General features: G+C 73.3%; 16 protein-coding genes. 10 read left to right on the top strand and 6 right to left on the bottom strand.

The genetic code is table 11. The features are described 5' to 3' along the window. Positions 1-25 precede the first annotated feature (25 nt). From ELY19_RS01025 to ELY19_RS00990, 8 genes are all read left to right on the top strand, one after another. On the top strand, positions 26-1,252 hold the full coding sequence (locus ELY19_RS01025) for an acetyl-CoA C-acetyltransferase (RefSeq protein WP_227967104.1): 1,227 nt from the start codon (positions 26-28) through the stop codon (positions 1,250-1,252). Positions 1,253-1,257: 5 nt separating this feature from the next. Next, positions 1,258-1,617: a DUF3817 domain-containing protein gene (locus ELY19_RS01020; RefSeq protein WP_126194542.1), complete on the top strand. Its 360-nt coding sequence runs from the start codon at positions 1,258-1,260 to the stop codon at positions 1,615-1,617. A 66-nt stretch (positions 1,618-1,683) separates the two neighbouring features. After that, positions 1,684-4,629 carry an alpha/beta fold hydrolase gene (locus ELY19_RS01015; RefSeq protein WP_126194541.1) on the top strand — a complete coding sequence of 982 codons (2,946 nt, stop codon included), beginning with the start codon at positions 1,684-1,686 and terminating at the stop codon, positions 4,627-4,629. A 58-nt stretch (positions 4,630-4,687) separates the two neighbouring features. Further along, complete coding sequence (locus ELY19_RS01010; protein ID WP_322745657.1) at positions 4,688-5,668, top strand: tetratricopeptide repeat protein; 981 nt, start codon at positions 4,688-4,690, stop codon at positions 5,666-5,668. A 54-nt stretch (positions 5,669-5,722) separates the two neighbouring features. After that, positions 5,723-6,976 (top strand): ABC transporter substrate-binding protein, encoded by a 1,254-nt coding sequence (locus ELY19_RS01005; RefSeq protein ID WP_227967103.1) that lies wholly within the window; start codon positions 5,723-5,725, stop codon positions 6,974-6,976. 207 nt (positions 6,977-7,183) lie between these two features. Further along, positions 7,184-8,140, top strand: coding sequence for an alpha/beta hydrolase (locus tag ELY19_RS01000; RefSeq protein ID WP_164711480.1), 957 nt, complete (start codon positions 7,184-7,186; stop codon positions 8,138-8,140). 79 nt (positions 8,141-8,219) lie between these two features. Then, positions 8,220-9,641, top strand: coding sequence for an acyl-CoA synthetase (locus tag ELY19_RS00995; protein ID WP_126194539.1), 1,422 nt, complete (start codon positions 8,220-8,222; stop codon positions 9,639-9,641). A gap of 24 nt (positions 9,642-9,665) precedes the next feature. Next, positions 9,666-10,175, top strand: coding sequence for a lipoprotein LpqH (locus ELY19_RS00990; RefSeq protein ID WP_126194538.1), 510 nt, complete (start codon positions 9,666-9,668; stop codon positions 10,173-10,175). Here the strand turns inward: ELY19_RS00990 and ELY19_RS00985 are convergent. Then, entirely contained in the window at positions 10,165-11,073 is a 909-nt protein-coding gene (locus tag ELY19_RS00985; protein WP_126194537.1) for a LysR family transcriptional regulator, read from the bottom strand. The two genes, ELY19_RS00990 and ELY19_RS00985, sit on opposite strands and share 11 nt — an antisense overlap. 89 nt (positions 11,074-11,162) lie before the next feature. Here ELY19_RS00985 and ELY19_RS00980 point away from each other — a divergent pair, with 89 nt between their 5' ends. Together ELY19_RS00980 and ELY19_RS00975 are read left to right on the top strand one after the other, a co-directional pair. After that, positions 11,163-12,551 (top strand): malate:quinone oxidoreductase, encoded by a 1,389-nt coding sequence (locus tag ELY19_RS00980; RefSeq protein WP_126194536.1) that lies wholly within the window; start codon positions 11,163-11,165, stop codon positions 12,549-12,551. A 63-nt stretch (positions 12,552-12,614) separates the two neighbouring features. Beyond that, a complete protein-coding gene (locus tag ELY19_RS00975; RefSeq protein WP_126194535.1) occupies positions 12,615-13,094 on the top strand; it encodes a lipoprotein LpqH in 480 nt (159 codons plus the stop codon). Here the strand turns inward: ELY19_RS00975 and ELY19_RS00970 are convergent. The 5 genes from ELY19_RS00970 to ELY19_RS00950 form a co-directional block, all read right to left on the bottom strand. Next, a complete protein-coding gene (locus ELY19_RS00970) occupies positions 13,081-13,821 on the bottom strand; it encodes an MBL fold metallo-hydrolase (RefSeq protein ID WP_126194534.1) in 741 nt (246 codons plus the stop codon). The two genes, ELY19_RS00975 and ELY19_RS00970, sit on opposite strands and share 14 nt — an antisense overlap. Next, a complete protein-coding gene (glgB, locus tag ELY19_RS00965) occupies positions 13,821-16,016 on the bottom strand; it encodes a 1,4-alpha-glucan branching protein GlgB (protein ID WP_126194533.1) in 2,196 nt (731 codons plus the stop codon). Before glgB ends, ELY19_RS00970 begins: the two co-directional genes overlap by 1 nt. Before the next feature lie 42 nt (positions 16,017-16,058). Continuing rightward, positions 16,059-18,059: an alpha-1,4-glucan--maltose-1-phosphate maltosyltransferase gene (locus ELY19_RS00960; protein WP_126194532.1), complete on the bottom strand. Its 2,001-nt coding sequence runs from the start codon at positions 18,057-18,059 to the stop codon at positions 16,059-16,061. Positions 18,060-18,175: 116 nt separating this feature from the next. Beyond that, positions 18,176-20,221 carry an ATP-dependent DNA helicase gene (locus ELY19_RS00955; protein ID WP_126194531.1) on the bottom strand — a complete coding sequence of 682 codons (2,046 nt, stop codon included), beginning with the start codon at positions 20,219-20,221 and terminating at the stop codon, positions 18,176-18,178. A gap of 52 nt (positions 20,222-20,273) precedes the next feature. Then, positions 20,274-20,924: a GntR family transcriptional regulator gene (locus ELY19_RS00950; RefSeq protein ID WP_126194530.1), complete on the bottom strand. Its 651-nt coding sequence runs from the start codon at positions 20,922-20,924 to the stop codon at positions 20,274-20,276. Between the last annotated feature and the right edge of the window lie 42 nt (positions 20,925-20,966).

Raw genomic sequence — 20,966 nt, 5'->3', positions numbered from 1 at the left:
ACCCATGCCCACGAGGAGGAACGAAGTGGCCCCGACCGTATCCCCGCAGGACGCCAGCCACGACCCGACGGTCATCGTCGCCGGCGCGCGGACGCCCTTCGGCAAGCTGCTCGGCGCGCTCAAGTCGCAGTCGGGTACGGACCTCGGCGCGGTCGCCATCCGCGGCGCCCTCGAGAAGAGCGGCGTCGACCCGCAGACCATCGACTACGTCATCATGGGGCAGGTCCTCACCGCCGGCGCCGGGCAGATGCCCGCCCGCCAGGCCGCCATCGCCGGCGGCGTGCCGTGGGACGTGCCGACCCTCACGATCAACAAGATGTGCCTCTCGGGCATCAACGCCATCGCCCTCGCCGATCAGCTGATCCGCGCCGGCGAGTACGAGGTCGTCGTCGCCGGCGGCCAGGAGTCGATGACGCAGGCGCCGCACATCCTCACGGGCAGCCGCGAGGGCCACAAGTACGGCAGCATCGAGATGCTCGATCACACCGCCTACGACGGGCTCCACGACGTCTTCACCGACCAGCCGATGGGCGGCCTCACCGAGCAGCTCAACACCACCGACACCGTCACCTACTCCCGCGAGGAGCAGGACGTCTTCGCCGCCGACTCGCACCGCAAGGCCGCCGAGGCCTGGGCGGCCGGCAAGTTCGCCGACGAGGTCGTGCCGGTCGAGATCCCCCAGCGCCGCGGCGAGCCGATCCGCGTCACCGAGGACGAGGGTGTCCGCGGCGACACCACCGTCGAGTCGCTGGCGAAACTGCGCCCGGCCTTCGCCAAGGACGGCAGCATCACCGCCGGCAACGCCTCGCAGCTCACCGACGGAGCGGTCGCGGTCGTCGTGATGCGCAGGAGCAAGGCGCAGGAACTCGGCCTCGACTACCTCGCCGAGATCGGCGCGCACGGCGTCGTCGCCGGCCCGGACTCGTCGCTGCAGCACCAGCCGTCGAACGCCATCAAGAAGGCCTGCGAGAAGCAGGGCATCACCCCGGCCGATCTCGACCTGCTGGAGATCAACGAGGCGTTCGCGGCCGTCGGCCTCGCGTCCACCGCCGACCTCGGCGTCGACGCCGCCAAGGTCAACGTCGACGGTGGCGCGATCGCCATCGGCCACCCGCTCGGGGCGTCCGGCGCCCGCATCGTCCTGCACCTCGCACTCGAGCTCGCCCGCCGCGGCGGCGGCACCGGTGCCGCCGGCCTGTGCGGCGCCGGCGGCCAGGGCGACGCGCTCATCATCACCGTCCCCGGGAAGTAAGAGACATGAACGAATCCCTCGCGTCCAAGGTCGTCACGGCCTTCAAGATCGTCGCCTTCGTCGAGGCGCTCACCTGGGTGTGGCTGCTCATCGGCATGTACGGCAAGTGGGTCGGCGGCGATGCGACCGCGGTTCGCGTCCCCGGTATGACCCACGGCATGGTCTTCGTCCTGTTCGTCGCGCTCACCCTCGCCGTGGCGTGGCTGCGGAAGTGGGACCTGAAGACCCTGGCGCTCGGCCTGCTGTCCACGGTGCCGCCGCTGTGCTCCGTGGTGTTCGAGGTGTGGGCCCAGCGCGCCGGCAAGCTCGACGCGCCCGGGACCGCGGCGAAGGCGGCCGAGCCGGCCGACGCGATCGGCGGTTAGTCCGTCGTGGTGCCCCGCCTGCAGGTACGTTGATTCGCTGACCGGCGCGAACGAGAGGTGGGGTACGTGGTGGACATCCTGGGTGGACTTCCCGGCGGGAGGGCGCTCGAGGCGTCGGTGAACCGCCTGACGGCGACCGCGCGCAACGGCTTCGAGGTGCTCACCCAGGGCGGCCTCGAGACCGGGGCGAAGCCCTCGCAGTTCACGGTCGTGGAGCGCTCGCCGATGTACCGGCTGCGGCGCTACTTCGCCGACCGGGCGCCCGCACCGGCCGTGGACGACCGGCCGGTGATCCTGCTGGTGCCGCCCATGATGGTCGACGCGAACGTCTTCGACGTCACGGAGCACAACGGCGCCGTCTCGGTCCTGCACCGGGCGGGCCTCGATCCGTGGGTCATCGACTTCGGCGCCCCCGACCGCGAGGAGGGCGGCCTCGAACGCAACCTCGCCGACCACGTGGTCGCCATCTCCCGGGCGATCGACCAGGTGACGGCCCTGCGCGGCCGCGACGTGCACATCGGCGGCTACTCGCAGGGCGGCATGTTCTGCTACCAGGTGGCCGCCTACCGGCAGTCCCGCTCCATCGCGAGCCTGGTGACCTTCGGCAGCCCGGTCGACATCTCCGCGGGCCTGCCCCTGGGGGCGCCGCCGGCCCTGGTCAACAAGGGCGCCGAGTTCGTGGCCGATCACGTCTTCAACCGCTTCTACCTGCCCAGCTGGATGGTGCAGCGCGGTTTCGAGCTGCTCAACCCCGTGAAGGCGGTCCGCTCGCGGCTCGACTTCGTCCGGCAGCTGCACGATCGCGATGCGCTGCTCCCGCGCGAGGACCAGCGCCGGTTCCTGGAGGCCGACGGGTGGGTCGCCTACGCCGGGCCCGCGGTCGCCGACCTGCTCAAGCAGTTCGTCGTGCACAACCGCATGCTCACGGGCGGCTTCGCGATCGACGGTGACGCGGTCTCGCTGGCCTCGATCACGAGCCCCGTGCTGGCCTTCGTCGGCCTCTCCGACCAGATCGGCCGGCCCAGCGCCGTCCGTGGGATCCTGCAGGCCGCGCCGAAGGCGAAGGTGTACGAGGCGCAGGTGTCCGCCGGCCACTTCGGGCTCGTCGTCGGCAGTTCGGCGGGCGCGGTGACGTACCCGACGGTGACGCGGTGGATCAACTGGCTGGAGGGCCGCGGCCCGCAGCCCGACAACGTGGCGGCGATGCAGCCCGACGACGGCACCGACGTCGGCGTCAATCCGCTCGTCGCGGGCCTCGGCGGCATCGCCACCGTCGGCTTCGTGGCCGCGCGCGACGTCCTCGACGCGGCCTCCGGGGCCGCGGCCGGCGCGTCCGCGGTCGCCCGCGAGGTGACCCGCGGGCTGCCGAAACTGGCCCGCCTCGGCCAGCTGCAGGCCCACACCCAGGTGTCCCTCGGGAAGCTGCTCGCCGAGCAGGCGGCGTCGGACCCGCACGGCGAACTCTTCCTGTACGAGGACCGCGTGCACACCAAGCACGCGGTGAACGAGCGCATCGACCGCGTGGTGAGCGGCCTGATCCAGGTCGGCGTGCGCCAGGGCGAGCACGTGGGCGTGCTCATGCACACCCGCCCGTCGGCGCTGGTCGCGATGGCCGCGCTGTCGCGGCTCGGCGCCGTCGCGGTGCTGCTCCCGCCGGGAACGGACTACGCCGCGGCCCTGCGGCTGGGGGAGGCCACCGCGATGGTCACGGACCCCGAGCACGCGGAGGACGCGGCCGCCGTCGCGGAGCGCGTCTTCGTGGTCGGCGGCGGCGACCGACGCGACCGGCCCGGCGCCTCCCGGCAGGACCTCGGCGCCGAGCTGGTGGACCTGGAGCAGGTCGACCCGGACAACGTGCGGATCCCGCGGTGGTACCGACCCGACGCGGGACTGGGCCGCGACCTGGCCTTCGTGATGTTCTCCGAGGTCGGGGGCAGGCTGCGGGCGAAGCGGGTCACCAACGGCCGGTGGGCCCTGTCGGCGTTCGGCACCGCGTCGGCGGCCCGGCTCTCGCAGAGCGACACCGTGTACTGCCTCACGCCGCTCAGCCACAGCTCGGGCCTCATGACGAGCCTCGGCGGGGCGCTCGCCGGGGGCTCGCGGATCGCTCTCACCCGCGACTTCGATCCCGACCGGTTCATGGTCGAGGTGCAGCGGTACGGCGTCACCGTGGTCTGCTACACGTGGAACCTCATGCGGGCGGTGCTCGACACCCCCGGCCTGGAGATCCCGCGGTACCACCCGGTGCGGGCGTTCATCGGCTCCGGCATGTCGGCGGAGCTCTCGCGGCGGGTCGGTGAGACGTTCGACGCGCAGGTGATCGAGTTCTACGCGTCCACCGAGGGCGAGATCGTGCTCGCGAAGGTGCGGGGCGGCAAGCCGGGCGCGAAGGGACGACGCCTGCCCGGCAGCGCCGACGTGGCCCTCGTCGACTACTACTTCGATTCCGGGCGGTTCGTCGAGGACGACGACGGCTACCTGCAGGAGGTCGGCGACGGTGAGGTGGGCGTGCTCATCGGCCGCGCCGACCCGGATGTCACCCACCGCGACGTGCTGCTGCGGGGCGTGTTCCGGCCCGGTGACGCCTGGTTCTCGACGGGCCACCTGTTCCGCCGCGACGAGGACGGCGACTACTGGCTGGTCGACGACGTCCGCACCGTCGCCGTGACCGACCGCGGCCCGGTCTACTCCATCCCGATCACCGACGTGCTCGAACAGCTCGGGCAGGTGGATCAGGCCGTCGTGTACCAGGTGCCGGGCGACGGTGCCGGCGACGCGCCCCGCGTCGTCGCCGCGGTCACGGTCCGGACCGGCGCGGAGCTCACCGCCGACGACATCAGCGACGCCTTCGCGGGCCGGCACGACCAGTACCCGGACGCGGTGCACATCGTCGGCGAGGTGCCGCTCACGAGTTGGTACCGCCCCCGGCGGGCGGCGCTCGCCGCCGCGGGCATGCCCGAGCCGGGCCCGACGTCGTGGCGGTTCGACCCGGATCAGCAGCGCTACCGCTGATCCGCGGCCGGGTGGTCGCCGCGGGCGGCCGCCGGATCGGGCGTGCCAAGATGGAGGGGTGACTACACCTCGAGGCGCATCCAGGCAGGATCAGGAACGGGCGCTGCGCACCGCCGCGGCGATGGCGGGGGCTGTCGACCTCTCGGGTCTGAAGGCCCGGGCGGAGGCGAAGGCCGCGCAGCAGGCCCGCCCGGCACCGTCGGGCGACGCGGGGGAGGCGGGCGGCGCCCCCGGTCCCGGCGTGGTCGACGTGACGGATCAGAGCTTCCCCGTCGAGGTCATCGACCGCTCCGCGAAGCAGCTGGTCGTGGTGCTGCTCGCCGCGTCGTACAGCGAACAGTCGCAGGCGATGTCCGCGGTGCTGCAGAAGCTCGCGACGGACGACGCGGGCCGGTGGACCCTGGCCCGCGTGGACGTCGACGGTGCGCCGGGCGTCGCGCAGGCCTTCGGGGCGCAGTCGGTGCCGATGGTGATCGCCGTCGCGGGCGGCCGCGCGGTGACGGCCTTCGCCGGCGCGCAGCCCGAGGCGGCGGCGCGGCAGTGGCTGGACGACGTGCTCGCGCAGCTCCCGCCCGAGTTCGGCGGGGGACCGGCGAGCGCGGGCGAGGCACCGTCCGATCCGCGGCGCGAGGCCGCGGAGCAGCTCGCGGCCGACGGCGACTACGAGGGCGCGCGCGCCGCCTACGAGGCGATCCTGCACGCGAACCCGGGCGACGCCGAGGCGGCGGCCGCGGTCAAGCAGATGGCCTTCTTCGCCCGCGCCACCGGCGCCGAGCCGGGCGCGATCGCGCGGGCCGACGCGGCGGCCGGGGCGACGGGGGAGGAGCGGGTCGCACTCGCGCTCGCCGCCGCCGACGAGGAGCTCCTCACGGGATCGCCGAAGGGCGCGTTCGACCGGCTCATCGCCGGGATCCGCGTCACGGCGGGCGACGACCGCTCCGCGTTGCGCACCCGGCTGCTGGAGCTCTTCGAACTGTTCGACCCGGCGGATCCCGTGGTCCTGGCGGCCCGGCGCGACCTGGCGGGCGCGCTGTTCTGAGAGCGGACCCGTTCCTCGTCCGCGTGCCGTGCGCAGGTTTGCGATACTTACCCGGTGTCTGACTACGGTGTGCCCCGCCGCGCGGTGCTGACGGGCCTGGGCGGCCTGGCCCTGGCCGGCGCTCTCGCGGCGTGCGGCGACGCCGGTCGCGGCGCGCCCCGCGGTGACCTGCGGGTCTGGTTCCACCAGTACGGGGAACAGGGCGCGCAGGAGGCGCTGGCGCGCTACGCCGCGGACTACCCCAAGGGAGGTGTGCGCGTCAGCTCCTTCCCGGCCGACTACGACGAGCGGGTCTCGTCCGCCCTCGGCGGCGACGACGGCCCGGACGTCTTCGAGTTCGCCAACGGCCCGACGATCGACATGATCACCTCCGGCCAGGTCGCCGATCTCACCGGCCTGCTCGGGGACGCGCGCTCCGACTTCACGCCCGCGCTCCTCGAGCGGATGACATCGGGCGGCCGGGTGTACGGCATCCCGCAGGTGACCGACATGCAGCTTCTCGTGTACCGGAAGTCGCTGCTCGCCCAGGCCGGTGTCGTCCCGCCCCGTACCCTCGACGAGCTGGTCTCGGCCGCGCGGGCGTTGAACCGCGGCACGGTCAAGGGGCTGTTCCTCGGGAACAGCGGCGGCGCGGACGTCCTCGGCGGGGTTCTGCTGTGGTCCGCCGGCCGGGACTACCTGACGCCCGACCGCCGGCCGGGATTCGTCGCCGAGGAGGTCGCGGCGGGCCTGCGGACCATGCGCGGCCTCTTCACCTCGGGTGACCTGCTGCTGGGCGCCGCCCGGGACTGGCCGGACCCGAGCGTCTTCATCGCCGGGGAGGCGGCGATGCAGTGGACCGGTCTGTGGGCGCTGCCCGCGATCCGCGCGGCGCTCGGCGATGACGTCGGGGTGCGGCCGTTCCCCGCGATCGGCAGGAACGGCGCCACGAGCGTGCCCTTCGGGGCGTACGGCGCCGCGGTCAACGCCCGGGGTGACGTCGACCGCGCCAAGGACTTCGTGCGCTGGCTGTGGGTCGATCGGACCGACCTGCAACTGGACTGGGCCCAGCGCTACGGCCTGCACGTACCGTCCCGGCGCTCGCTGGTGCCGCAGGCGACCCAGTTGGCGACGGGACTGTTCAACGAGGCCGCCGACCTGGTGAACACCGTCGGGCACCCGCAGACGCCGCTGCTCTGGACGCCGCGCAGCGCCGCCGCCTACCGTGATGCGCTCGACCGGGTGATCCGCGGCGGCGCCGAACCGATGGCGGAGCTGCGCGCGGTCGCGTCGGTGGTGGAGGCGGAGCTCGCGCGGTTCCCGCGCTGACGCCGCGCTCCGACACGCCGACGCCGCCGCGTGCGCGCCGTCGCCGTCGGCCTCGGGGTGCGCGTGACCTGCGCCACAGCCGGATGGGCCCGGCGACCCGGCCACGCGCCGAGCGGTGATAGTCCGATTCACTGGATCTATCGGATGCTTCGGCATAGTCTGAACCGGTTCTGTCCGGCCCCTCCGGCCGGGCGAGAGGAGACGATGATGTCGGTCACCGAACACCGCGGTGTGAGCGTCCAGTCGGCGCTGGCCATCGCGGGCGCGCGACTGCTGCTCAAGCCCCTGATCGCGCTGTACCCGGTTCGGTCCTGGTCGTTCGCGCCCCTCGCCCTCGGCGAGGGCCTGGCGAACCTCATCGGCTGGTCCCCGAACGACGTCGAGGTGGAGCGGATCGAGCTGGCCGGCGTCCCCGTGGAGCGCCTGGTGCCGACCGCGGGCGACCTCCGGACCGACGTCGCGATCTGCTACTACCACGGCGGCGCCTTCCTGGCCGGCGGCCCGGGCACGCACCGCCGGGTGGCGGCGGCTCTCGCCAGGGCCCTCGGGGTGACCGTCTTCAACGTGGATTACCGGCAGCTCCCCGCCGTCGGCGTCGGGACGTCCGTCGACGACGGCTACCGCGTGTACCGGGCCGTCGCGGATTCGGGCCGGTACCGCCGGGTGGCCGTGGGCGGGGATTCCGCCGGCGGCTACATCTCGGCCAAGGTGGTCGAACTCGCGTACCTCGACGCCGCGCGCACCCCGGCGGCGTACTTCGGGTTCTCGCCGCTGCTCACCCCCACGGTCACCGAGGACGACCCGCGGCACGGCATCGACGACGCGTACCTCACCGCGGGCAAGCTGGCCGGCCTCCGTGGCTTCTTCGACCGCGGCCCGATCGCCTTCCGCGGGCAGGACGACGCCACCGAGATCGAGCCCGCGGCCTTCCCGCCGGCGCTCGTGATCGCCTGCACGGACGAGATGCTGCGCGTCGACGCCGAGCGGCTGCACGAGCGGCTCGACCGCGCCGGCAAGCCGTGCGATCTGCACCTCTACCGCGGGGGTGTGCACGCGTTCCCCGTGCTGGCGGGCGCCACCCCGGAGAGCGCGCAGGCCGTTCAGATCACCACGCTGTTCCTCGACGCCGCGTTCGACGCCCGTCTTCAGTACCGGGCCGCCTGACCGGGCGACAGCCGGCCGCCGAGCCGGGCGACGGCCGGGGCGCCGCGGGATCGGCCGCCCCGCGGCCTAGGCTGGGTCCATGCTGCTGCCGCACACCCGCACACCCGTCCCGCCCGGCTCCGACGGTGAGCCGGCCGTCACCGTCGGCGGCCGCACGCTGACCCGCACCGAGCTGATCGGCGCCACCACGGCCGTCGCCGAGCGGCTGGGCGGCCTCGGCGTCCGCGGGCCGGTCGCGGTGTGGGCGGAGCCGACACTCGCCACGGTGATCGCGATCGTCGGGGGCCTCCGCGCCGGCGTCCCGGTGGTCCCGGTCCCGCCCGACTCCGGCGCGGCCGAGATCGCGCACGTGCTCACCGATTCCGGCGCGCAGGCGTGGCTCGGCGTCACTCCGGCGGACCCGCACGGGCTGCCCGCGGTCCCGGTGCGCGAGCACGCCCGCGGCTGGCACGCCCTGCCCGAGCCGCCCGGGGCTGCGACGGCGCTCATCATGTACACGTCGGGTACCACGGGCGCGCCGAAGGGCGTGCCGATCCGGCGCGAGGCCATCGCGGCGTGCATCGACGGGCTCGCCGATGCGTGGGCCTGGACCGCGAACGATACTCTCGTGCACGGTCTTCCGCTGTTCCACGTGCACGGCCTCATCCTCGGCGTCCTGGGGCCGCTGCGCGTCGGCAGCCCGCTGGTGCACACCGGGAAGCCGACCCCCGAGGCCTATGCGGCGGCGGGCGGCACGATGTACTTCGGCGTGCCCACCGTGTGGTCGCGCATCGCGCGCGACCCGGAATCGGCCGCGGCACTGCGCGACGCGCGCCTGCTCGTCTCCGGCAGTGCGCCGCTGCCGGCCCCCGTCTTCGAACGGATCCGCGACCTCACGGGCCATGAGATCGTCGAGCGCTACGGCATGACGGAGACCCTCATCACGGTGAGCGCCCGCGTCGACGGCGAGCGCCGTCCGGGCTGGGTGGGCCTCCCGCTCACCGGGGTCGAGTCACGGATCATCGCGGAGTCCGGCACTGAGGCGCCGCACGACGGCGAGTCGATCGGCGCCCTGCAGATCCGCGGCCCGATGGTCGGCACGCAGTACCTGAACCGCCCGGAGGCCACCGCCGAATCCTGGGTGGGCGACGGTTGGTTCGACACCGGCGACGTCGCGGTGATCGACGAGGGCGGTTTCCACCGCATCGTGGGCCGCGCGTCCACCGATCTCATCAAGACCGGCGGGTTCCGGGTGGGCGCGGGCGAGATCGAGGCAGCCCTGCTGGGGCATCCCGACGTCCGCGAGGCCGCCGTCGTCGGCCTGCCCGACGACGACCTGGGACAGCGGCTCGTGGCCTTCCTGGTCGCCGACGGTGCACGCGACGACCGCGCCGCCGCCGCGATCGTCGAGTTCGTCGGCGAGACGCTGTCGAAGCACAAGCGGCCCCGCGAGATCCGCTTCGTCGACGACCTGCCGCGGAACCCGATGGGCAAGGTGCAGAAGAAGCTCCTGTTGGACTGAGCGCCGGTGTGGTGCAATGTCCCCATGAGACGGTGGGGGATGGGGATGGCCGCGGTCTGCGTCGCGGCGGCGACCGCGGGCTGCACGAGCACGATCGGCGGCACCGCCGTCCCGGCCGGGTCGGACGGCACGGGTGCCGCGGTCACGTCCGCGGCGCCCTCGGCGGGGGAGACGCCGCAGCGCGGCGCACCCGCCGCGCGGACGGCGACCGTGACGATCGACGACGAGGTGCCCGCGGGCGGCCGGGAGTTCGGCGTGGAGTGCCACACGACCTCGGACAAGCTGGCGGCGAATTCGACGGGATCCGCCGTCACGCTGCTCCTGGTCGTCGCGACCACGGGCGAGCCGCGCACGGAGAACCTGGTCCTCAGTGTCGGGAGCATGCCGCTGGTCGGGGACGAGGGCTCCTACCGCACCGTTCGCGACGGTGCGACCTATCGCATCACCGGAACGGCTATGGGCTTCACCGGGAACGTCGACACCGGGGACCTGCGGTCGGTGTCCAAACGCATCGCCGTCGCGATCACCTGCTGATCGCGCGCCGGGTGGGCTCGCCGGCGGCGTCGAGGAGGAAGTCGTGCAGGTGCCGGGTGGCGGGGGCGAGCGTGGACGTGGCGCGGGCCAGGGCGATCGCGCGGCGGTGTTCGCCCTCGAGGGGGACCTCCACCACGTCCGACGGTGCGCGGTCGTCGTGCGGGAGCAGCGCCACCCCGAGCCCGCGGGCGATGAGCTCGCGGATCGTGGCGAACTCGGTGACCTCCACGGCGATCTCCGGTGTGAATCCGGCCGCGGCGCACCAGCGCTCGGTGCTGCCGCGCAGGTGGTAATCGGGCGGGTTGGCGATGAAGGTCTCGGACCGCAGCTGCGCCAGCCGGATCCGCTCGGCACCCGCCTGCGGGTGGGAGCGGGGCAGGGCGGCCATGATCTCCTGGGATCCGATCACGGTGTGCGGCAGTCGTTCCGGAGGCGGGATCGTGACGGCGAGGTCCAGGGACCCCGACTCGAGGTCCCGGACGAGTTCTGAGCCGTGGCCCTGTTTGAGCGTGACGGTGATCCCCGGGTGGGCGCGCCGGAACGCGGAGAGCAGGTCGGGGAGCCGGCCCGAGCCCATGGTGAGTGGGAAGCCGAACCGGACGGTGCCGTGCTCCCCGTCGCCCTCGCCGACCACCGCGTCGATGGCGAGCTCGAGCTCTCGCAGGGGCTCCCGGATTCGGCGCGCGAGCTCCTCGCCCGCCGGTGTGAGCCGCACGGCCCGCCCGGCGTGGGCCAGCAGCGGCGTCCGCAGGTCGCTCTCGAGTGCGTGGATGCGCCGGCTCATCGACGACTGGGGGACGCCGAGCGCGGCCGCGGCGCGGGTCATGTGACCGTCGTGCGCCGCCAGAGCGGCGAGCGCCTGGAGCTGGGGCGCGAGAAGGCTGAGCCATTGATCCATATTCGGATGATAACGCTGCGATACGTCATTGGACGGATGAGTGGCGCGCGGTCGATGCTGGATCCGAACCCGGCTACGAGGAGGATCCGATGGTCACCCAGCACCCGTTCGACGCCGATGTCGTCCTGATCGGCGGCGGGATCATGTCCGCGACGCTCGGCGCGATGCTCGCGCAGGAGCGGCCCGAGTGGCGGATCCTGCTGCTCGAGCGCGCCGACGCGCTCGCCACCGAGAGCAGCGGCCCCTGGAACAACGCGGGCACCGGCCACACCGGTTTCTGCGAGCTCAACTACATGCCCGACCCCACCGACGCCACCAAACCCCTGGCGATGGTCGAGCAGTTCGGCCGCTCCCGCGCGTGGTGGGACGGCCTCGTCGCGGCCGGCCTCCTCGACGGCGGCTTCCTGCATCCGTCCCCGCACCTGGACGTGGTCTTCGGGGAGCGGGACATGACGTACCTGCGCCGGCGCTACGAGACGCTGCACACCCATCCCGAGTTCGCGGCGATGGAGTACACGGAGAACCCGGAGACGATCCGGGAGTGGGCACCGCTGGTCATGGAGGGCCGCGGCCCCGAATCGATGTGGGGCCGCATGGCGGCGACCCGCCATCCCGGCGGCACCGATGTCGATTTCGGGGCGCTGACCCGCGGCCTCACCACGATACTCACGGACGCCGGCGGCGAGGTGCGCCTCGGCCACGAGGTCACCCGCCTGCGCCGCACGTTCGCGGGCTGGACCGTCCGCGGCCGCGGGCCCGACGGGCGCTTCACGATCCGGGCCCGGCGCGTCTTCGTGGGCGCGGGTGGGAAGGCCCTGCGCCTGCTGCAGAGCGCCCGCGTGCCCGAGGTGCGGGGCTACGCCGTGCTCCCGGTCGGGGCCGCCTTCCTGCGCTGCTCGGATCCCGACGTCGCCCGCCGCCTCGACGGGAAGGTGTACGGGCAGGCCGACATCGGGGCACCGCCCATGTCGGTGCCGCACCTGGACCGCCGGTACGTCGACGGCGCCGACCACCTCCTCTTCGGCCCGTACGCGACCTTCAGTACGAAGCTGCTCAAGCGCGGCCGGCTCACCGACTTCTTCACCACCCTGCGGCCGGGCAACCTGCACGTCGTCGCCGCGGCCGCCCTGCAGAACCTGGGCCTGGTGAAGTACCTCGTCACGCAGCTCGCGGCGAGCCGCCGGGCGAAGTTCGCGCAGCTGCAGCGGTTCTACCCGGCCGCCGACCCGGCGCAGTGGGAACTCGTCGCCGCCGGCCAGCGCGCCCAACTGGTCACCCCCGACCGGCGCCGCATCGGCGTGCTCCAGCAGGGCACCGAGCTCGTCACCGGCGCGGACGGCACGATCGCGGGCCTGCTCGGCGCCTCGCCGGGCGCCAGCACCGCGGTGCCGATCATGCAGGAGCTGCTCGCACGGTGGGGGATCGGTTCCGGTGTGGAACCGCAAGCGAACTCCGAGTTCCGGCCCATCGCACACTGAGGTGTGCTTTCCTCCTCTCGGGCGGAGCGCCCGATTCCGGTTCCGTGCCCGAGGAGGCCCGCAATGCATCGCTCTCTCGTCATCGCCCCGGCGGCGGTCGTCGCCGCGATCGGACTCGCCGCCTGCGGCGGGGGATCCGACCAGGGATCGGACACCACGGCGACGACCGCCACGGCGACCGGCACCGCGTCGGCGCACACCGGCGCCGCGACCGTCGTCAAGGTCGACGGCAAGGACCTCACCGGCGTCGACCTGAGCAACGTCGGCTGCACGAAGCAGGGCGACCGGTTCGCGATCGGCGCCGGTGGCACGTCCGGCGGCGTCGGCGCGACCCTCAAGGCCGGAGACCCGCCCACCGTCGAGACCGTCGGGCTCACCGTGGACGGCAAGGCCCTCGCCGTCGGTCCGGGCGTCGGCGAGGCCACCGTCGAGGTCGACGGCGACCGCTACACGATCACGGGGACGGCCCAGGGCGCGGACGTCACGAACCCGATGGCCGGCCTGGTGAAGAAGCAGTTCGAGATCGTCGTCACCTGTCGGTAGCCCGCGCCCGCGCCACGGCCTCGGCGGGGTCCCCGCGCCACGGCGCGCCGTGGCCGGGGGCCAGCTGGTCCGCGTCCAGCGCGGCGATGGCGTCGAGCGTCGCTCGCGTGCGGGGCACGTCGTGGCTGAAGAAGCCGGGCAGCAGCTGCGGCCCCGTCGTACCCGCGAGCGGGTGGCCGGTGACCAGGGCGTCGCCCGTCGCGACGACCCCGCCCGGCAGCAGGTACGCGGTGTGCCCGGACGTGTGGCCGGCGCAGAGCACGGGAACGGGGGCGCCGGGCAGGTCCAGCGGTGCGTCCGCCGCCGGCACCGGGAACGGCTCCGCGTAGGGCATCGCCACGTGCCCGAGGGCGCCGACGCGGGCCACGTCGGCCATCCATCGCCAGGTGCGGGGTCGCCACCCGATCGGGAGCAGCTCCACGGGGGCGACCTGCTCGTGCTTCTCGCCCCGCGCGTGGGCCAGCTCGTCGGGGTGGGCGAGGACCGGGGTGCCGTACCGCTCGTGCAGCTTCGCGACGCCGCCCACGTGGTCGATGTGGGCGTGCGTCACCAGGATCGCGCGGACGTCCTGCGGGCGGCGTCCGATCGACGCCAACTGCGCCTCGACGCGCCCCACGTCCCCGGCCCAGCCCGCGTCGATCAGGGTGACGTCCGCACCGTCGACGAGGGCGAGGAAGTTCACGTGCGTGCCGGTGCCGAACCAGACGCCCGCCGCCAGCTCGCGCATCACTGCCCGTCGAAGGTGAGCCAGACGGCGGAGTTCGGGCCGAGCACCACCTCCGCGGACGCCTCGCGCCCGTGCCACGACCGCGGCTCCGCGGTGACGCCGCCCATGTTGCCCGCGCCGCTGCCCTCGTAGTCCGTGGAGTCGGTGTTGAGGATCTCGCGCCAGGAGCCGGCGAACGGGACGCCCACCCGGTAGCGCTCGTGCGTCTGCCCCGAGAAGTTGTACAGGCACAGCACCACCGAACCGTCGCTGCCCCAGCGCAGGAAGCTGAGCACGTTGTTCTGCGAGTCGTTCGCGTCCACCCACTCGTAGCCGGACGGGGTGGTGTCCTGGCTCCACAGCGCGGGGTGCGAGCGGTAGGCGGCGTTGAGATCCCGCGTCAGCGCCTGGATCCCGGCGTGCAGCTCGCCCTCCCAGCCGTCGAGGCTGTCCCAGTCGAGGGACCGTTCCTCGGACCACTCGCGGACCTGGCCGAACTCCTGGCCCATGAACAGCAGCTGCTTACCGGGGTGGCCCCACATGTAGGCGAGCAGGGCGCGCACGCCCGCCGCCTTGGTGTGCGCGTCGCCCGGCATCCGCGTCCACAGCGTGCCCTTGCCGTGGACCACCTCGTCGTGGCTGATGGGGAGCACGAAGTTCTCGCTCCACGCGTACATCAGCGAGAAGGTGATCTCGTGATGGTGGAAGTTGCGGTGCACCTGGTCGCGCCCCAGGTACCCCAGGGTGTCGTGCATCCAGCCCATGTTCCACTTCATGGAGAAGCCGAGGCCGCCGAGATTCGTCGGCCGGGTGACGCCCGGCCAGCTCGTCGACTCCTCGGCGACGGTCACCACACCCGGGAAGAGCTTGTGCACGGTGGCGTTCATCTCCTGCAGGAACTCCACCGCCTCGAGGTTCTCCCGGCCGCCGTAGACGTTCGGCGTCCAGCCGCCCTCGGGGCGCGAGTAGTCGAGGTACAGCATCGAGGCCACCGCGTCGACGCGCAGCCCGTCGACGTGGAACTCGTCGAACCAGTACAGGGCGTTGGCCACCAGGAAGTTCCGCACCTCGCGGCGGCCGAAGTCGAAGACGTAGGTGCCCCAGTCCAGCTGCTCGCCGCGCTGCGGGTCGCCGTGCTCGTAGAGCGGCTTGCCGTCGAACCGGGCGAGCGCCCAGGCGTCCTTGGGGAAGTGCGCGGGCACCCAGTCCATGATCACGCCGATGCCGCGGGCGTGCATGACGTCGACGAACTCGCGGAACTCGTCCGGGGTGCCGAACCGAGACGTGGGGGCGTAGTAGGAGGTGACCTGGTAGCCCCAGGACCCGCCGAACGGGTGCTCGGCCACCGGCAGCAGCTCGATGTGCGTGAATCCCGTCTCGGTCACGTAGTCGGCCAGCTCGTGCGCGAGGTCGAGGTAGCTCAGCCCCTGCCGCCAGGAGCCGAGGTGCACCTCGTAGGTGCTCATCGGCCGGTCGGTGGGGATCTGCTTGGCCCGCTCGGCGATCCACGCGGCGTCGCGCCATTCGTGGGTGCTGTGGGTGACGATCGACGCGGTGGCCGGGGGCACCTCGGTGCGCCGCGCCATCGGGTCGGCCTTCTCGACGGTGCCGCCGCCCTCGGTGAAGATCCGGAACTTGTAGGCCGCGCCGTCGCCCACGCCGGGGACGAAGACCTCCCACACGCCCGAGGAACCCAGCGTGCGCATGGGGTAGGACTCGCCCGACCAGTACTCGAAGTCGCCGATCACGGTGACGCCGCGGGCGTTCGGCGCCCACACCGCGAAGGACGTGCCCGTGACCTCACCGTCGGGCGTGGTGTAGCTGCGCAGGTGCGCACCGAGCACGTCCCACAGCCGCTCGTGCCGGCCTTCCGAGATCAGGTGCTGGTCGAGTTCGCCGATCGTCGGGAGGAAGCGGTAGCCGTCGGCGACGACGGTGCTGCCCGCGGGGTAGAGCACCTCGTACCGGTAGTCGATGAGATCGGTGATCGGAACCTCGGTGCCCCACAACGCACCCTGCAGCTGCGCCAGTGGGTAGCTCACGCCGCCGATGACCGCGGCGACCGCGGTGGCGCCCGGCTTGAGCGCCCGCAGCACCGTGCCCCGAGGGGTGGGGTGCGCGCCCAGGATCGCATGCGGGTCGTGGTAGGCGCCGGACAGCAGCCGAGCGGCGATGTCGGGGTCGACGGCCGCTGCGGCGGCGGGGTTCTCGGTCATGGCGTGGGGCCTTCCTCAGCAGTGGGCAGGGCGGTGGCGCCGCTAGGGCTCCCGGTAGGACAGTTCCCGGCGCTGCTGCGGGTCGAGTTGCGGGAGGACGAGGATGTGCGCCACGTTGCGCCAGGGTTCGAGCCGGACGAAGTTGGCCTGCCCCCAGTGGTACACCTCGCCGGAGACCTCGTCGCGCACCGGGAAGTGCTCGTGCCAGTCCCGGCCGAGGGCCGGGAGGTCCAGCCACACGGTGCCGGATTCGGCCCCGAAGGGGTTGAGGTTCACCACGACGAGGATCACGTCACCCGTGGTCGCGTCGTGCTTGCTGTAGGCGATCAGGGCGTCGTTGTCCACCGCGTGGAAGTGCAGGTTCCGCAACTGCTGCAGCGCGGGGTGACGGCGGCGGATCTCGTTGAGCCGGGTGATCCACGGCTCCAGGGACTCGCCGCGGCTCTGCGCCGCCTTGTAGTCGCGGGGGCGCAGCTCGTACTTCTCGGAGTCGAGGTACTCCTCGCTCCCCGGGCGGACCGCGACGTGCTCGTACAGTTCGTACCCCGAGTACATGCCCCAGCTGGGGGAGAGGGTGCCCGCGAGCGCGGCCCGGATCGCGAACATCCCCGGCCCGCCGTGCTGCAGGCTCTCGTGCAGGATGTCCGGCGTGTTCACCCACAGGTTCGGCCGGCACACGTCGGCCTGGGCCGCGTGTTCCCGCGCGAACTCCTCGAGCTCCCACTTCGCGGTGCGCCAGGTGAAGTACGTGTAGCTCTGCGTGAAGCCGAGCTTGGCGAGCCCGTACATCCGCGCCGGGCGGGTGAACGCCTCGGCGAGGAACAGGACGTTCGGGTTGACCTTCTTGACCTCGGCGATCAACCAGTGCCAGAAGTCCGGCGGCTTGGTGTGCGGGTTGTCCACCCGGAACACCTCGATGCCGCGCTGCACCCAGAACAGGGTGACGCGCAGCAGCTCCCGGTAGATGCCCACCCGGTCCTCGTCGAAGTTGATCGGGTAGATGTCCTGGTACTTCTTCGGCGGGTTCTCCGCGTACGCGATGGTGCCGTCGGGCAGCACCGTGAACCACTCGGGGTGCTCCCTGGCCCAGGGGTGGTCCGGCGCGGCCTGGAAGGCCAGGTCGAGCGCCACCTCCATGCCCAGGTCGCGCGTGCGCTGCACGAAGTGGTCGAAGTCCTCGAGCGTCCCGAGGGCGGGGTGGATCGCGTCGTGCCCGCCCTCGTCGGAGCCGATCGCCCACGGCACGCCGACGTCGTGTTCCTCGGGCGTGAGGGTGTTGTTGCGGCCCTTGCGGTTCACCTTGCCGATGGGGTGGACCGGCGGGAGGTAGACGATGTCGAATCCCATCTCCGCGATCCGGGGCAGCTCCTCGGCGGCGGTGTGGAACGTGCCGTGCACGGGCCTGCCCTCGGCGTCCCGGCCGCCGGTGGAGCGGGGGAAGAGCTCGTACCAGGAACCGAACAGGGCGCGCGTGCGGTCGACCCAGATCCGGTAGGTGCGGGACTTGGTGACGAGCTCGCGCACGGGGTACTGCTGCAGCAGCCGGGTGATGTCGGGATGCAGTGCGGCGCCGGTGCGTTCGACGAGGCTGCGGTCGGCGTCGCGGAGCGCGGCGGACGCGGCGAGGACCGTGCCGCGGTCACCGTCGGGTACCCCGGCGGCGGCACGCTCGAGCAGGCGCGCCCCCAACTCCAGGTCGTTCGCCAGCTCCGCGGGCCCCTGCCCGGCGGCGAGCTTCTTCTGCACCGCGCTGCGCCACGTGGTGGCGGGGTCCGACCAGCCCTCGATGCGCAGCGACCAGTAGCCGGTGAGATCGGGACGGAACACGGCGTGGAACCGGTCGGGTTCCGCCGCGGGCGACATCCGGATGTAGGTGCTCGTGCCGTCGGGCCCGGTGACGACGACAGACGCCGCGACGGCGTCGTGCCCCTCGCGCCAGACGGTCGCGGACACCGGCACCACCTCGCCGACGACCGCCTTGCCCGGGTATTGCCCGCCCGACACCACGGGTTCGATGTCGTCGATGCCGATGCGCCCTGTCACGGGGTCAACGGTAGTCGAAGCGGCCGGGTTGCGGGCGCGTACTCCCGGCTCGCGCGGGCCGCCGCGATGGGCTTCCTGCGGGCCTTTCCGGTTGTGCCCGGACGGGTCCGGATCGGTCAGGACCGGGCCAGTCGCTGGAGCGCCGCGACCGCGGTATCGCGGTTCGCGGTCTCCCAGAACGGGGGCAGGGAGGCGCGGAGGAAGCCGCCGTAGCGGGCCGTCGCGAGCCGCGAGTCGAGCACCGCGACCACCCCCTTGTCCTCGGTGGACCGCAGCAGCCGGCCCACGCCCTGCGCGAGCAGCAGCGCGGCGTGCGTGGCCGCGACGGCCATGAAGCCGTTGCCGCCGCGCGATTCGACGGCGCGCTGCCGGGCGGTCAGCAGCGGGTCGTCCGGGCGGGGGAACGGGATGCGGTCGATGAGCACGAGCGAGAGCGACGGCCCCGGCACGTCGACGCCCTGCCACAGGCTGAGCGTGCCGAACAACGAGGTGGCGGGGTCGGCCGCGAAGTCCCGTACGAGCTGGCCGGTGTTCCCCTCGCCCTGGCACAGGACGGGCGTGTCCACGCGCTCGCGGAGGGCCTCCGCGGCGGCCTTCGCCGCGCGGATGGAGCTGAACAGTCCCAGGGTGCGGCCGCCGGCCGCGGTGAGCAGGGTCTCGATCTCGTCGAGGATCGCCGGCGCGGTGCCGTCGCGCCCGGGCGGCGGCAGCTTCGTCGCGACGTACAGGATGCCGGACCGGGCGTAGTCGAAGGGCGAGCCGACGTCGAGGTGGCTCCACTCCAGCGTCGCGTCCGGCTTCTTGCCGCTCGCGAGCGCGGGATCCCGGTCGGGTTCGGGCGACGGTGCGTCGCCTCCCGCGCGGGGCAGGCCCCACGACCCGGCGACGGTGTCGAAGGCGCCGCCCACCGCGAGCGTCGCGGAGGTGAGGACGACCGTCGACTCGCCGAACAGGCGCGTGCGCAGCAGGCCGCCGACGGACAGGGGCGCGACGTACAGCGTCCGGCGGAAGCCGCCGCCGCGGGTCGGGACGTCGGAGGTCCACACCACGTCGCGGCGCTTGGCCTCGTCCGGCTCGTCGAAGGCGGTGAGCACCCGGACCGCGGTGTCGTGCACGTCGTCGAGGGCGGTGAGCGCCGCGCTGCGCGCCGCCGCGGCGTCGGAGTCGAGGTTGGCGCCGCGGGCCGGGCCGACGGCGGTGCGCGTCGCCCAGGCCGCGTCGCGGACGGCGGCCAGGGCGGGGCCGGCACCGTCGGGCAGGCCGAGCCAGCGCCGCGTCCCGGAGTCGTCGAGCAGGCGGGTCAGGCCCTCCGACGCGGCGACGAGCGCATCGGCGATCTCCTCCTCGACGAGCTTGCCGGCGCGGCGGGCCGCGGCCGCCACGGTCGCCCCCGTGAGCTCGGCGGTGGCGACCGAGGTCACCCGGTCCACCAGCTCGTGCGCCTCGTCGACGATGACGGCGTCGTGCTCGGGCAGCACCTTGACCTCGGTCATGGCGTCGATCGCGAGGAGTGCGTGGTTCGTCACCACCACGTCGACCTGGCCGGTGCGCTTGCGCGCGGCCTCGGCGAAGCAGTCCTGGCCGTAGGTGCAGTTGGTGGCGCCGAGGCACTCCCGGGCGCCGACGCTCACGAGGCGCCAGGACTGGTCGCCGACGGCGGGCGTGAGCTCGTCGCGGTCGCCGGTCTCGGTGTCGCTGCTCCATTCCCGCAGCCGCTTCATCTCGCGACCGAGGCGCGAGGCGGCGAACGGGTCGAAGAGCTCCTCGCTGTCGGGCTCGGAGGCGACCGAGCTGTGCAACTTGTTGAGGCACAGGTAGTTCCCGCGTCCCTTGAGGATCGCGAACTCCGGCTCGCGGCCGAGGTCCTTCTTCAGCGCCGTGGCCAGCCGGGGCAGGTCGCGGTCCACGAGCTGCTGCTGCAGTGCGATGGTCGCGGTGCTGACGACGACGGTCTTGCCGGAGGTCACGGCGTGCCGGATCGCGGGCACGAGGTAGGCGAGCGATTTGCCGGTGCCGGTGCCGGCCTGCACGGCCAGGTGTTCGCCGGTGTCGAGGGAGTGCGCGACCGCGGCGGCCATCCGCACCTGGCCCTCGCGCTTGCTGCCGCCGAGCGCGGTGACCGCGGTGTCCAGCAGTTTCGGCACGATCGGCGGTTCGCTCACCCGGGGAGTCTAGCCGCCGGGCGGCGCCGGGCCGGGGAGGCCCGGCCGGGCGTCACAGGTGCGGGCCGCCGGTGCCGTAGCTGTCGCGCTGGTGGGCGTCGAGGAGGCGCGTGAACTCGATGGTGTCGCCGGCGACCGCGGCGGCGAGGACGGCGCGGTGGTCGGCGATCGTCTGGTCGGCGTCGCCGATGATCCGGCCCGCGTGGTGCGTCAGCGAGAACCGCTGCCGGTCCCGCAGGCGCGCGTAGGTCGCCGACATCAGGTCATTGCCGGCCAGGTCGACGAAGGCGTTGTGGAAGGCCATCGCGGCCTCCGCGAAGGCGGGGAAGTCGCCGGCGCGCAGCGCGCGCTCCTGTGCGGCGAGGTTGGGGCGCATGCGCTCGTCGAGGTCGCGGCGCGCGGCCTCGGTCGAGTGGAAGACGCCCGCGGATTCGAGGGCCAGGCGCAACTGGGCGGACTCGCGGATCTCCCGGGGGGAGAGGCCCTGTACCTGCGCACCGCGCTGGGCGTAGATGCGGACCCAGCCCTCCTCCTGCAGTCGGGCGAGCGCGGCGCGCACGGGGGTGCGGCTCATCGAGAGCTCGGCGGCCAGGGCGTTCTCGCTGAGCATGGCGCCCGGCTCCAGGCCGCCGCCGACGATGGCGTCGCGGATGTGGGCGTGCGCGCGCTCGGCGGCGGTCGGGGCGCCGTCGGCTGCGGGCATGACGCGCTCCTTCCTCCGGGGACGGCATCGGACCCCTGGACA

This window comes from Tsukamurella paurometabola (assembly GCF_900631615.1).
Taxonomy (GTDB): domain Bacteria; phylum Actinomycetota; class Actinomycetes; order Mycobacteriales; family Mycobacteriaceae; genus Tsukamurella; species Tsukamurella paurometabola_A.
Note: the sequence above shows the minus strand (reverse complement) of the source record. Positions and strands in the feature narration are given on the sequence as shown.

Coding starts and splice junctions, on each gene's coding strand:
- ELY19_RS00980 (WP_126194536.1), top strand. CDS start 11,163: ATGGTCACCCAGCACCCGTTCGACGCCGATGTCGTCCTGATCGGCGGC.
- ELY19_RS00975 (WP_126194535.1), top strand. CDS start 12,615: ATGCATCGCTCTCTCGTCATCGCCCCGGCGGCGGTCGTCGCCGCGATC.
- ELY19_RS00990 (WP_126194538.1), top strand. CDS start 9,666: ATGAGACGGTGGGGGATGGGGATGGCCGCGGTCTGCGTCGCGGCGGCG.
- ELY19_RS00995 (WP_126194539.1), top strand. CDS start 8,220: ATGCTGCTGCCGCACACCCGCACACCCGTCCCGCCCGGCTCCGACGGT.
- ELY19_RS01020 (WP_126194542.1), top strand. CDS start 1,258: ATGAACGAATCCCTCGCGTCCAAGGTCGTCACGGCCTTCAAGATCGTC.
- ELY19_RS00985 (WP_126194537.1), bottom strand. CDS start 11,073: ATGGATCAATGGCTCAGCCTTCTCGCGCCCCAGCTCCAGGCGCTCGCC.
- ELY19_RS00970 (WP_126194534.1), bottom strand. CDS start 13,821: ATGCGCGAGCTGGCGGCGGGCGTCTGGTTCGGCACCGGCACGCACGTG.
- ELY19_RS00950 (WP_126194530.1), bottom strand. CDS start 20,924: ATGCCCGCAGCCGACGGCGCCCCGACCGCCGCCGAGCGCGCGCACGCC.
- glgB (WP_126194533.1), bottom strand. CDS start 16,016: ATGACCGAGAACCCCGCCGCCGCAGCGGCCGTCGACCCCGACATCGCC.
- ELY19_RS01000 (WP_164711480.1), top strand. CDS start 7,184: ATGTCGGTCACCGAACACCGCGGTGTGAGCGTCCAGTCGGCGCTGGCC.